Genomic DNA, 13,401 nt, shown 5'->3' on the forward strand with positions numbered 1-13,401 from the left:
GCTGGCTGCTGCCGGGATTTGACATATCCGACAGGGAGCAGCCGCAGGCGTGTCATGGAAAGCGAATGCACCGTTCGACCTGACGTGAAATGTGGTGCACAATGCGTATCGCGGGGTCGTCGAGGGATTGCGCAACCCATCCTGAAATCTTGCCGGACGCCTCTGTAAGATAATTTCCAAATTTGACAATCACGCATGAAATTGTAAGATAATCGTCTTCCGTCAGCGATAGGCGATGACCATGTCCATCCGTGAAGAACTGGCCAACACGACCGTGGCGTTCACCTCCGCGGAAGAGAAGATCGTCCAGGTCCTGCTTGCCGATTATCCGATGTCGGGGCTGGGTACGGCGACCAGGCTGGCGCGGCGCGCCGGCGTCAGCGATCCGAGCGTGACGCGCCTGATGACCAAGCTTGGCTATGTCGGCTTTGCCGACTTCCAGGCACGTCTGCTCACCGAAGTCGAATCCAGGCTGCATTCGCCGCTTTTGATGATGGAGGCCAAGCGTCCGGGCGGCTCCAGCGAAGGCACCGCACTCGCCTACTTCCATTCGGTTTCCGACAGCCTGGAGCGCACCCGCACCGCGGTGCCGGTGCAGGCCTATACGCGCGCCGTCAACATGCTGCTCGAGAGCAAGGGCCAGGTCGTGCTGCTGGGCGGCCGGTTCAGCCGGCATATCGCGTCCATGCTTGCCGGCTACCTCCTGCAGTTCCGCTCCGGCGTGCGCGACATCGGTTCGTTGAGCCCTGCCGATTTCGACCTGTTGATCGACCTTGGCAAGCGCGACCTGCTCGTCGTCTTCGACTACCGACGCTACCAGTCGGACGTGGTGAGATTTGCGCAGCAGGCAAAGGAACGCGGCGTCTCCGTCCTGCTGTTCACCGATGTGTGGCTGTCACCGATATCAGAGGTCGCCGACCTGACCATGGTCGCGGCGATCGACGCCAACTCGCCTTTCGACACGCTGGCGACGGCTGTCGCCCAGATGGAAACCGTCTTTGCCCATGCGCTGGAAGGCCATGGCGCCGGGGTCCGCAAGCGCATCGAGGACATCGAGAAAATCCGCAGCGCCAATGCCGTCACCCTCGATGCCGCCCTGTCGCCCGCGGCGGACGACGCCGCCAAACCCCCAAGGAAATAGCGTCGATGCGCCCGGTGCAGCGATGCAAAGTGCGGCGATGCAGAGAAGGAAACGACAATGCCTGACAACCAGACCATCATCGAGGCCGTGCAGGCTGAGATCGAGACCGATCGCGACTGGTTGATCGGGCTGACCCGCGACATGGTTCGCATCCCTTCGGTCAACCCCAAATTCGAGCCCAATCCGGCGATCAACCGCGAGGCGGATGTCCAGGCGCTTCTCGAACCGATCCTCAAGCGGGACGGGTTCAAGACCGAACAATGGGATGCCTTGCCCGGCCGGCCCAATCTGGTTGGCGAATGGGCTGGAGACGAGGACCGCAGCCTGATCCTGTGCGGCCATATCGACGTCGTGCCGGTCGGCGCGATGAAGGACTGGTCGGTCGATCCGTTCGGCGGCGAGATCACCAATGGCCGCCTCTATGGCCGTGGCGCCGTCGACATGAAGGGCGGCGTCGCCGCTTGCGTCGCTGCCGCACACGCGATCCGCAAAGTAGGCATCACGTTGCAAGGCCGGCTGGCCATCCATTCCGTCGTCGAGGAAGCCGGTGGCTTCGGCGCCATGGATGCGGTGAAGAAGGGCAAGCTCGCCAAGGCGGTGCTGGTCGCCGAACCGACCTGGGGCGATGTCCTGCCGGTCGAAGGGGGGCTCGAATGGGCGCGGGTGACGATCCGTGGCCGCAACGCCCACTCGGCGCTGCGCTACAACGAGATTTATCCGCAGCGCCACGACAAGGACCGGCTGGAGCCGGGCGTCAACGCCATCGAGATCGCCGCCCGCTTCATCGCGGCCGTACGCCAGTATGAGCTGGACCGGACGCGGGCGAAGTCCCACCCGCTTTTGCCACTCGGCATGAACACCATCAACATCGGCGTCATGCATGGCGGCACCGGCCTTGGCGAACACGGCCTGCCGACCGTCATGACCAACCCGGCCATCATTCCCGATGTCGCGGTGCTCGATCTCGACATGAAATTCCTGCCGGACGAGAACTCGGCCGACTATCGCCGCGACTTCGAGGCTTTCGTCCATCATTTCGCGCAGACCGATGCGTGGCTGCGCTACAATCCGCCTGCGATCCAGTGGGAACTCGGCGGTCTGTATTTCCCGCCGATGAACACGCCGGTGGATCACCCGCTGGTGACATCGCTGATGAAGCGCAAGGCGATGGTCGGCAGGGCGCCGCAGGCGCGCGGCTTCGTCGCCGTGTGCGATGCCGCGCACTATGCCGGCGCCGGCGTCGACGGTGTCATCTTCGGCCCGTCGGGCGACGGTTTTCATGGTTCCGATGAATATGTCGAGGTCGAATCTGTCGTCGAGACCGCCAAGGTCATTGCCGCTTCGGTCATCGACTGGTGCGGTGTTCGCTGAGGCCGCGGCGCGCCATCCAAACCGCTTGGCGCTGCGGCCGACACATAGGGGGAGAACTGTTACCCATGTATCCGGTTCAAAGTGTTACCCATCTATCAGCTGGACAGAGCGAGTTCACCAGCCTTGGCGCCCTTCCTCTCCCTCCGGAGGGGGGAGAGGTGGCGCTGCGAAGCAGCGACGGAGTGGGGGAAGCCATTCGCCAAACGCGCTGCCGCTGCAAGACAGGCACAACCCCGCGGAGAGGGAAATGCCCGGCAGGGCAATGAGGGGCCGCGCCGACTTCGGTAGATTGATCCTGCCCCGAGCCGATCAGCCCGGGCGTTTGATCCGTCCCGCGACAGCGCCCCATGAAGCCTTGATCATGCCGACCAGCCCGCTGGGGTAGGCCAGCATCACGCCGATGATCAGCACCGCCGTGATCATCGGCCGCCACGCGCCGAAATCGGCCATCCATTCGGCGAAGATCGTCAGCACGAAGGAAGCGATGATGGCGCCGTAAATGGTGCTGGTGCCGCCAAGCAGCACCATCGACAGGATGATGGTCGCCAGGCTCATGCCGAAGACATCGATCGAGGCATTGCGCTGGTAGGCGGCGTAGAAGGCGCCGGCGACGCCGGTGAAGAAGGCGCTCGCGGCAAGCGTCAGCATGCGCTGGCGCACGATCGAGACGCCGCGGCTGATGGCGTATTCCTCATTGTCGCGCAAGGCAACGATACTAGCCCCGGTGCGTGAGCGCACGAACACGCGCAGGAACAGCGTGCTCGCCACCAGCAGCGCCAGCGCGATGTAAAAATAGGCTGATTTGCCGTCGCGGACCATGTTGTGGTCGAACACGTAGAGTCCGGGAATGCGCACCAGCCCTTGTGTGCCGCCGGTGATGGCGGACTGGCTGATGATCACCTGCATGACCAGCTGCGCGAAGCCGAAAGTGACCAGGATGATGTAGATGCCCTTCAGCCGCAGGATCGGGATGGTCACCAGGATCGCCGCCAGCGTGGCGATGACACCGCTGGCAAACAGCGCGATCCACGGGTCGAATTCGGCCAGCTTGGTGAGCAGGCTGTAGGCATAGACGCCGATGCCGAACAGCGCGAGATGGCCGAAATTGAAGACGCCGCCATAGCCGAGGCTGAGGTCCCAGTTCGAGGCGACGATCGCATAGATGAAGGCCATGATCAGGATGTGGCGGGCATAGGTGTCGCCGAAGATCAGCGGCAGCAGCGCCAGCAGCGCGAAGCCGAGCACGAAGCCGATGGCCTCGTGCTTCCACGGCGTGCGGCCGGGAGCGATCGGGGTTGCCGCCTCCGCGTGGCTAAGGGTCATCGGCGATGTCGTGTCGGTCATGCTAGGCCTCGGGAGCGGCTGGCGAAAATGCCCTCGGGGCGCACCATCAGGGTCAGGATGAGCACGCCGAACAGCAGCGCCGGCGTCCAGTACAAGCCGAAATAATAGCTGCAGGCGGCCTCGAAGAAGCCGATCAGATAGGCGGCGAAGATCGGCCCCGAAATGCTCGATATGCCGCCGAAAACGACGACGATCAGTGCCTTGAGCAGCGGATCGCTGCCCATCACCGGCGACATGAAGCGATAGCCCCCCATGAAGATGCCGGCGAGCCCGGCCAGCGATGCGGCAATGGCGAAGGCCAGCCCATAGAGCGCCGTGACGTTCAGCCCAACCAGATGGCTGGCATCTTCATTCTGCGCCACGGCGCGCAGCGCCAGTCCCAGCCGCGTGCGGTTGAGGAACATCCACAGTGCCGCCAGGATCAGCGGCGTGATGACGATGATGGCGATCTGGTGCAGCGAGACGCCGACGCCGCCGATGGTGGTGTTGCCGGCGATGAGCGCCGGGATCTGCTTCGAGCGTGGTCCCCAGATGGTTAAGGCGCCATTCTCGATCAGCGATCCGGCCGCCAGCGTGGTAATGACGACGACCAGCACGATGTTGGGCCGGCCGATCAACGGCCGCACGATGCTCGCCTGGAGGATCCAGCCGACGCCGGCCATGACGACAACGGCGATCGGAAAGGCGACCGCCGCCGGCAGGCCGAGCTCAACCAATTGCCAGGCGATATAGGCGCCCAGCATCATGAACACGCCATGGCTGAAATTGAACACGCCGATCGTCGTCCAGACGAGCGCGAGCCCGACCGCCATCATGGCGTAGAGGGAGCCCTGGAACAGGCCGCCGAACAGGATTTCCGCCAATGCGCTCATTTTCGGATTTTCCTAATGGCCAAAATACATCGACATGATCTCGCCGTGGTCGAGGCTTTCGCCCGGCTTGATCTCGGTCGCCACCGCGCCATGATTGACGAGGTAGAGTTGCTGCGTCAGCTCGAGCAGGAATTCGATGTCCTGCTCGACGACGATAAGCGGCACGCCGCCGCGCGAAATGTCCATGACGGAGGCGCAGAGCTCGTCCTTGATCTTGGGCGCCAGCCCAAGGGTCGGCTCGTCGAGGATCAGCAGGCGCGGATGGCTCATCAGCGCGGTGCCGATCGACACCATCTGGCGCTCGCCGCCCGACAGCGTGCGCACGCGCTGGCGCCAGCGCTCCGCTAGTTTGGGAAACAGCTTGATCACCTTCTCGCGGTTCTCCGCCTCATGCGGCCGGGCGCGCGACGAATAGGCGCCGAGCGCCATGCAGTCGGCGATCGAAAGATCGGGAAACAGCCGGTTGCCTTGCGGCACGTGGATCAGGCCGGCGCCGACGATGGCGCGCGCGCTGTGGCCGACGATGTCCTGCCCGTCGAACAGGATGCGGCCGCTCTTCGGCTGCAGCAGCCCGGAGATCGCCCGCAGCAGCGTCGTCTTGCCATGGCCGTTGGGGCCGAACAGGCCGACATTGCCGAAACGGCCGGCCTCCAGCGAGATATCGTGCAGCACGGTGACGCGGCCATAGCCGGCGGTGACGCCTTCGACGCTGAGGATGGGGTTCACGCCGCCGACCTCCTGGTGCCGAGATAGGCCTCGATGACGCGCGGATCGGCAATCACGCCGGCCGGGTCGCCGGCGGCCAGCACGCGGCCATTGTTGAGCACCAGCAGGTGCTGCGAAAGGCTCATCAGGAAGGTCAGCACGTGTTCGATCAGAAGGATGGTGATGCCGCGTTCGGCGGTGCGACGGATCAGGCCGATCGATGTCTCGATCTCGGGCTTGGTCAGGCTCGACGCCGGCTCGTCGAGCAAAAGCATGCGCGGCTGCATGGCGATCGCGGTGGCAAGCATCAGGCATTTGCGCTCGAACACGGACAATTCTCCGGCAAGTCGGCCAAAAGATGCGGATCCCAGGCCGACGAACTCCAGCGCCTCGGCGGCCGCATTGCGGGCCATGGCCGCTGTCTTTTCCTGCCTGCCGTAGCTGGCGCCGATCAGTGCGTTCTCGAACACGGTCAGCCCGTCGAAGCTGGTCTCGCGCTGAAACGTACGGGCAAGGCCGAGGCGCGCGATGGCGTGTCCCGATTTGCCGTTTATGGCATTTCCGTCGAACCGGATGTTGCCCCGGTCCGGGCCGAACGGGATGCCGGTGATGATGTTGAACAGCGTGCTCTTGCCGCTGCCGTTCGGGCCGGCGATGCCAAAGATCTCGCCGGCCTCGACCTTGAACGACACGCCGTCGACGGCCTTCAGCGAACCGAAGGCCTTCGACACGTCGTCCAGTTCAAGCAGGGCCATTCCTCACTTCATCCAGGGCTGGAGCTTGAAGGCGCCGGTGGCGTATTTCTCCGGAGAGATCAGCGTGCGCTGGCCGTCCCAGATCTGGAAGAAGGTGATCGGGATATAGTCGTCGCCCTGCGTGGCAAGGTGGGTGGCGGGATCGAACTTCAGCCGCCCTTCAGCGACCTGCTTGTCGGTCTCCGACAGCGCCTTCATGATCGCCGCATGGTCGGACGCACCGCCGACCTTCTTGACCGCGTCAAAATAGACATTGGTCATCTCGTAGAGGCCGACGCCATAGGTGCCGCTCTCGACGCCGTATTTTGCCTTGAACTTGGCCGCTACCTCATCGGCGCGCGGGTTCTTCGGCGTCGTCAGCGCGCCGCCGAGCAGATTGTAGATGACGCCATCCGACTTCTTGCCGGTCAGTTCGACGAACTCCGGAACGCTCGGCGCATATTGCAGGAACACCAGGCTCTTGGTCGGCTGTTCGAGGAACTGGTTCAGGAACGACGCCGAATTGCCCGGCAGGTAGTCGGTGTTGATGACGACATCGGGAACGTTCTCGCGCACCTTGGCCAGGATCGAACGCCAGTCGGTCACTTCGCCGAAGGGAACGATCTCGTCGACGGTGATGGTCCAGCCCTTCTCCTTGAAGGTTTTCTTCATGCCTTCGGAGATGGTCTTGGAATAGGCGTTGTCGGAGGAGATGATGGCGACCTTCTTGGTCGGCAAGGTGATCTTGCCATCGGCCGCGAGCTTTTCGACGAACAGGGTGACGTCGGTGTTGTAGGCGTCGAAGGAAGGCGTCAGCGACCAGCAGCACATGTATTTGTCGGGGCTCGGCGCGATGATGTCCCTGGTCTGCTGCGAGGTGGCCGCCAGCATGTAAGGCATGTCCGCTTCGGCCATGTTGTCGATCTCGAAATTGGTCAGGCTGGCATAGCCGGTCAGCATGAAATGCACGCCCGGATCGCCAAGCAGGCGCTCGACCGCGCTGGTGACGTTGCCGGCGGACTGATCCTTGACGTCGCCGACCACCAGCTCGAACGTATCCCCGGCAACGCCGCCGGCTGCGTTGGCCTCGTCGATGGCCATCTGCACACCGCGCTGGAATTCCTGGCCGTCCGCCGCGGCCGGGCCGGTCAGCGGCGCCAGCAGGCCGATCTTGACGACATCGGCGAAGGCGGGGGCGCCTGATGCGGCAAACATGCCGATCAGCGTCGTGCTCATCAGGATATGGCGGATTCGACTTGCGGCGGATTTCGGTTTCATCGTGTGCTGTTCCCTGTTTTCCTCCCGTTCATCGGGAGTTGGATAATTGACAATCTACGCATAATTGTTCTTATTTGAAAAGGATTTTTCAGCGCAACCTGACCGGGAAATGTTTACGGCGGGACACGGGGGAACGGTGGCGCTTTGTTGCGCAACTGCTTCAAAACAGGGCAATTCCAGACGGAGCCGACAATGACGATCTCGCAGAACACCCTTGAAACCAGCCACGGCAAGATCGCGGTGCGCCAGACCGGTGGCCGGGGAGCCGCTGTCATGCTGATCCACGGCAATTCGTCTTCCAGCGCCGTTTTCCGCAATCAGCTCGAGGGCCCGCTGGGCGAGCGCTACCACATCATCGCTCCCGACCTGCCCGGCCACGGAGCGTCCGGCGATGCGATCGATCCCGAGCGCTCCTACAGCATGGAAGGCTATGCCGATGCCATGACCGAAGTGCTCGGGCTGCTCGGTGTCGACAAGGCCATCGTCTTCGGCTGGTCGCTCGGCGGTCATATCGGGCTTGAGATGATCGACCGCTTTCCCGGCCTGCTCGGTCTGATGATCACCGGCACCCCGCCCGTATCGCCCGAGGAGGTCGGCAAAGGCTTCAAGTCGAGCCCGCATATGCACCTTGCCGGACAGGAAACCTTCACCGCGGACGATGTCGAGGCCTATGCGCGCAGCACCTGCGGCGAGCCATTCGAGCCGTTTCTCATCGACACGGTGGCGCGCACCGATGGACGAGCACGGCGCCTGATGTTCGAAAAATTCGCGGCCGGCACCGGCAGGAACCAGCGCGAGATTGTCGCCGGCAAGACACCGCCGATCGCCGTTCTGAACGGCATCGACGAGCCTTTCGTCAACACCGATTTCGTCTCAGCGGTGAAGTTCTCCAATTTGTGGGAAGGCAAGGCGCACCTGCTCGACAGGTCCGGCCACGCGCCGTTCTGGGATTCGCCGGATCGTTTCGATCCGATCTTCGCCCGCTTCCTGGCAAGCGTCGACAAGGGATAGGTTCGTCCGAAAGACCTACGCCACCGACCAGCCACCATCGACCAGAATGTTGGTGCCGGTGATCATCGACGCAGCCGGCGAGGCCAGGAACACCACGGTTCCAGCAACGTCGATCGGGTCGCCGATGCGGCCGAGCGGAATGTGGCCCAGCACATGGGCGTGAAAGTCCGGCTCGGCGAGTGAGGGCCGCGTGCCGTCGGTCCAGATGAAGGTCGGCGCGACGCTGTTGACGGCGATCTTGTGCTGCGCCCATTCGGCGGCCAGGCAGCGCGTCAGATGGTTGATCGCCGCCTTGCTCATGCAGTAGATCGCCTCGCCCTTCAGCGTCACCGTGCCGGCCTGCGAGCTGATGTTGATGATACGCCCGGATTTCTGTGCGATCATCAGCCGCCCGACCGCCTGGGTGGTGAAGAACGTGCCCTTGAGGTTGACGTTCACCGTCAGGTCGAAATCTTCCTCCGTCACATTCTCCGCCAGGTTTTCCGGCCCCAGCCCGACATTGTTGACCAGCACGTCGATGCGGCCGAAGGCGGCATGCGCCTCGGCGACGGCGGCCCGCACCGTGGCGAGATCGGTGAGATCCATATGCACCGCCAGCGCCCGCCGGCCCATGCTCTCGATCTCGGCGACGAGTTCCGCCCCGTCGGCCTTGCCGCGCACGCCGACGATCATGTCGGCGCCGGAGCCGGCACAGGCCAGCGCGCAGGCGCGACCGATGCCGCGCGAGGCGCCGGTGACCAGCACCACCCTGCCGGCCAGATCGAACTTTGGTGTGAACTCTGTCATCGCAACCTCCCCGGAAACTTTGCGGGCCTGCGCGGGCAGCGGCGGCCTCTTTGCCGAACACTACCCGGTCGCCAGATGAAAGCCAGCAGGCTGCTCGCGACAAGAACAGCGCTCGCGATTGCAACGACGCGTGACAATGATGAGCGTATGCCGTATATTGACATAAAGATATCCTTATGTGACATGAAAAGGCTTGTCGCCAAAGGGATAAAAAATGTCGCAGAATTCTGCATCGCTGGACGCTTTGTTCGGCCCCGTCGCGGCAAAGCCCGACGGGTCGGAGGTGCTTGCGGCGCTGACGGCGGCGGCGCGCGAACGCATTCTCATCCTCGATGGCGCCATGGGCACGCAGATCCAGGGCCTGGGTTTCGACGAAGGTCAGTTTCGCGGTGAGGCGTTCGCCGGCTGCGCCTGCCACCAGCAAGGCAACAACGATCTTCTGATTCTGACCCAGCCCGGGGCGATCGAAGAGATCCACTATCAGTACGCCATCGCAGGCGCCGACATCCTGGAGACCAACACTTTCTCCTCGACCTCGATCGCCCAGGCCGATTACGGCATGGAAGATGCCGTCTATGCGCTGAACCGCGACGGAGCGCGGCTGGTGCGGCGCGCGGCTGTTCGTGCCGAACAGCAGGACGGCAAGCGCCGCTTCGTCGCCGGCGCGCTGGGGCCGACCAACCGCACCGCCTCGATGTCGCCGGATGTCAACAATCCCGGCTATCGCGCGGTGACCTTCGACGATCTGCGCCTCGCCTATGGCGAACAGCTGCGCGGGTTGATCGACGGTGGCGCCGACATCATCCTGATTGAGACCATCTTCGACACGCTGAACGCCAAGGCGGCGATCTTCGCAGCGGAAGAGATCTTCATCGAGAAGGGCGTGCGCCTGCCGGTGATGATCTCCGGCACCATCACGGATCTCTCCGGCCGCACGCTGTCCGGCCAGACGCCGACCGCCTTCTGGCATTCGGTGCGCCATGCCAGCCCCTTCACCATCGGCCTCAACTGCGCGCTCGGCGCCAATGCCATGCGTGACCATCTTGCCGAAATATCAGGCGTCGCCAACACCTTCACCTGCGCCTATCCGAATGCCGGCCTGCCCAATGAATTCGGCCGGTATGACGAGAGCCCCGAATTCATGGCCGCGCAGATCGAGGATTTTGCCCGCGAGGGGCTTGTCAATGTCGTCGGTGGCTGCTGCGGTTCGACGCCGGAGCACATCCGCGCCATCGCCGAAGCGGTGCGGAAGTATCCGCCGCGCGCCGTTCCGGACATCGAGCCCAGGATGCGCCTGTCCGGGCTGGAGCCGTTCACGCTCACCGACGAGATTCCCTTCGTCAATGTCGGCGAGCGCACCAATGTCACTGGGTCGGCCAAGTTCCGCAAGCTGATCACGGCGGGCGACTATGTCGCCGCGCTCGATGTGGCGCGCGACCAGGTCGCCAATGGCGCCCAGATCATCGACATCAACATGGATGAAGGGCTGATCGATTCGAAGAAGGCGATGGTCGAATACCTCAACCTGATCGCCGCCGAGCCGGACATAGCCCGCGTTCCCGTCATGGTCGACAGTTCGAAATGGGAGATCATCGAGGCCGGCCTGAAATGCGTGCAGGGCAAGCCGTTGGTCAACTCCATCTCGATGAAGGAAGGCGAGGCTGCGTTCCTGCATCATGCCAGGCTCGTGCGCGCCTATGGCGCGGCGGTGGTCGTCATGGCCTTCGACGAAGACGGCCAGGCCGACACCAAGGCCCGCAAGGTCGAGATCTGCACTCGCGCCTACAAGCTCCTGACCGAACAGGCCGGCTTCCCGCCCGAGGACATCGTCTTCGACCCCAATGTCTTCGCGGTCGCCACCGGCATCGAGGAGCACGACAATTATGGCGTCGACTTCATCGAAGCGACCGGCGAGATCACCGGCACGCTGCCGCATGTCCACATCTCCGGCGGCGTGTCGAACCTGTCCTTCTCGTTCCGCGGCAACGAGCCGGTGCGCGAGGCCATGCATGCCGTGTTCCTCTACCATGCCATCCAGCGCGGCATGGACATGGGCATCGTCAATGCCGGCCAGCTCGCCGTCTACGACACGATCGAGCCTGATCTGCGCGAGGCCTGCGAGGATGTCGTGCTCAACCGCGTGCCGAGGGCCGGCGGCACCGCCACCGAACGCATGCTGGAGATCGCCGAACGCTTCAAGGGCACGGCGGGCCAGGAAGCCAAGGAGCGCGATCTTGCCTGGCGCGAATGGACGGTCGAACAGCGGATCAGCCACGCGCTGGTCAACGGCATCACCGAATTCATCGACGCCGACACCGAGGAAGCGCGGCTGGCCGCCGAGCGCCCGCTGCATGTCATTGAAGGCCCGCTGATGGCCGGCATGAACGTCGTCGGCGACCTGTTCGGCGCGGGCAAGATGTTCCTGCCGCAGGTGGTGAAGTCGGCGCGGGTGATGAAGCAGGCGGTGGCCGGCTTGCTGCCGCATATGGAGGCCGAGAAGCTGGCCAATGCCGCCAATGGCATCGACAATGGCGAACGCCAAACAGCGGGCAAGATCCTGATGGCGACGGTGAAGGGCGACGTCCACGACATTGGCAAGAACATCGTCGGCGTTGTTCTCGCCTGCAACAATTACGAGATCATCGATCTCGGCGTCATGGTGCCGGCGGCCAAGATCCTGCAGACGGCGCGCGACCAAAATGTCGACATCATCGGCCTGTCCGGCCTGATCACGCCGTCGCTCGACGAGATGGTGCACATGGCCGCCGAGATGGAGCGTGAAGGCTTCGACATTCCGCTGCTGATCGGCGGGGCGACGACCAGCCGCGTGCACACGGCGGTGAAGATCCACCCGCGCTATGCCAAGGGTCAGACGGTCTACGTCACCGACGCCAGCCGGGCGGTCGGCGTGGTCTCGTCCTTGCTGTCGAATGAGACCAAGGGCGGCTTCGTCGACACGGTGCGTGCCGAATACAAGAAGGTCGCCGACGCGCATGCCCGCTCCGAAGCCGACAAGCAGCGGCTGCCGCTGACCAAGGCGAGGGCCAATGCGCACCGCATCGACTGGTCTGCCTATGAGCCGCCGAAGCCGTCCTTCACCGGCGTGAAGGTGTTCGGGAACTGGGCCCTCACCGAACTCGCGCGCTATATCGATTGGACACCGTTCTTCCAGACCTGGGAGCTGAAGGGCCGCTATCCGAAGATCCTCGAGGACGAGGCGCAGGGGTCGGCCGCGCGCCAGCTGTTCGAGGATGCGCAGGCGATGCTGAAGAAGATCATCGCCGAGAAATGGTTCGCGCCGCGCGGCGTCATCGGCTTCTGGCCGGCCAACACCGTTGGCGACGACATCAGGCTTTTCACGGACGAGAAGCGGTCACAGGAACTGGCGACCTTCTTCACCTTGCGCCAGCAACTGACCAAGCGCGACGGCAAGGCCAATGTCGCGCTGTCGGATTTCGTAGCACCTGTGGACAGCGGCAAGCCCGACTACATCGGCGGCTTCATCGTCACCGCCGGCATCGAGGAGGTGGCGATCGCCGAGCGCTTCGAGCGCGCCAATGACGATTATTCGTCGATCATGGTCAAGGCGCTGGCCGATCGCTTCGCTGAAGCCTTTGCCGAGCGCATGCACGAGAAGGTGCGCAAGGAGTTCTGGGGCTACGTGCCAGACGAAGCGCTGGCGCCCGACGAGCTGATCGGCGAGCCCTATCGCGGCATCCGCCCGGCGCCTGGCTATCCGGCGCAGCCCGACCATACTGAGAAGGCGACTTTGTTTCGGTTGCTCGACGGCGAGCGCAATGCCGGCGTCAGCCTGACTGAAAGCTATGCGATGTGGCCGGGCTCGTCCGTATCGGGAATCTATCTCTCGCATCCCGAAAGCTATTACTTCGGCGTCGCCAAGGTCGAACGCGACCAGGTCGAGGACTATGCTGTTCGTAAGGCGATGCCGTTGGCCGAGGTCGAGCGCTGGCTTGGCCCCATCCTCAACTACGTGCCGGCAACCTATGCCGAGGCGGCTGAATAGCGGCGGCATGCTCTGTTGTCGGCCGGGCCAGCCGGCAACCACATCTCCATGGCATCGTCGAGACACGATGTGCCAATATCGGCCTCTGCACTGGTGGCTGGCCCGCGATCCAAGACGGCGATAAACCCAAAGCAC

Annotated in this window: 10 protein-coding genes; 4 read left to right on the top strand and 6 right to left on the bottom strand. The window is 63.6% G+C overall.

All coding sequences use genetic code 11. The features are described 5' to 3' along the window. Positions 1 to 241 precede the first annotated feature (241 nt). Complete coding sequence (locus tag ACZ89F_RS04050) at positions 242 to 1,141, top strand: MurR/RpiR family transcriptional regulator (RefSeq protein ID WP_476090507.1); 900 nt, start codon at positions 242 to 244, stop codon at positions 1,139 to 1,141. A 57-nt stretch (positions 1,142 to 1,198) separates the two neighbouring features. Continuing rightward, positions 1,199 to 2,512, top strand: coding sequence for a M20 family metallopeptidase (locus ACZ89F_RS04055; RefSeq protein WP_476090508.1), 1,314 nt, complete (start codon positions 1,199 to 1,201; stop codon positions 2,510 to 2,512). Between the two features lie 309 nt (positions 2,513 to 2,821). Here ACZ89F_RS04055 and ACZ89F_RS04060 read toward each other — a convergent pair whose 3' ends face one another. Genes ACZ89F_RS04060 through ACZ89F_RS04080 form a run of 5 tightly spaced genes read right to left on the bottom strand, consistent with a single transcriptional unit; the run spans position 2,822 to position 7,445 of the window. Then, entirely contained in the window at positions 2,822 to 3,856 is a 1,035-nt protein-coding gene (locus ACZ89F_RS04060; protein ID WP_476090509.1) for a branched-chain amino acid ABC transporter permease, read from the bottom strand. Next, entirely contained in the window at positions 3,853 to 4,728 is an 876-nt protein-coding gene (locus ACZ89F_RS04065) for a branched-chain amino acid ABC transporter permease (RefSeq protein WP_476090510.1), read from the bottom strand. The genes ACZ89F_RS04060 and ACZ89F_RS04065 overlap by 4 nt, the downstream gene beginning before the upstream one ends. 12 nt (positions 4,729 to 4,740) lie before the next feature. Next, on the bottom strand, positions 4,741 to 5,454 hold the full coding sequence (locus tag ACZ89F_RS04070) for an ABC transporter ATP-binding protein (RefSeq protein ID WP_476090511.1): 714 nt from the start codon (positions 5,452 to 5,454) through the stop codon (positions 4,741 to 4,743). Further along, positions 5,451 to 6,188 (bottom strand): ABC transporter ATP-binding protein, encoded by a 738-nt coding sequence (locus ACZ89F_RS04075; protein ID WP_476090512.1) that lies wholly within the window; start codon positions 6,186 to 6,188, stop codon positions 5,451 to 5,453. Before ACZ89F_RS04075 ends, ACZ89F_RS04070 begins: the two co-directional genes overlap by 4 nt. Before the next feature lie 3 nt (positions 6,189 to 6,191). Continuing rightward, positions 6,192 to 7,445 (bottom strand): ABC transporter substrate-binding protein, encoded by a 1,254-nt coding sequence (locus ACZ89F_RS04080; RefSeq protein ID WP_136617185.1) that lies wholly within the window; start codon positions 7,443 to 7,445, stop codon positions 6,192 to 6,194. Between the two features lie 192 nt (positions 7,446 to 7,637). Here ACZ89F_RS04080 and ACZ89F_RS04085 point away from each other — a divergent pair, with 192 nt between their 5' ends. Continuing rightward, a complete protein-coding gene (locus tag ACZ89F_RS04085; RefSeq protein WP_476090513.1) occupies positions 7,638 to 8,456 on the top strand; it encodes an alpha/beta fold hydrolase in 819 nt (272 codons plus the stop codon). A 15-nt stretch (positions 8,457 to 8,471) separates the two neighbouring features. Here ACZ89F_RS04085 and ACZ89F_RS04090 read toward each other — a convergent pair whose 3' ends face one another. Next, positions 8,472 to 9,242, bottom strand: a complete 771-nt coding sequence (locus tag ACZ89F_RS04090) for an SDR family NAD(P)-dependent oxidoreductase (protein WP_476090514.1) — start codon at positions 9,240 to 9,242, stop codon at positions 8,472 to 8,474. A gap of 214 nt (positions 9,243 to 9,456) precedes the next feature. Between ACZ89F_RS04090 and metH the strand changes: the two genes are divergently transcribed. Then, positions 9,457 to 13,266, top strand: a complete 3,810-nt coding sequence (metH, locus tag ACZ89F_RS04095; protein ID WP_476090515.1) for a methionine synthase — start codon at positions 9,457 to 9,459, stop codon at positions 13,264 to 13,266. Positions 13,267 to 13,401 lie beyond the last annotated feature (135 nt).

It is taken from the genome of Mesorhizobium sp. USDA 3734, assembly GCF_056279665.1.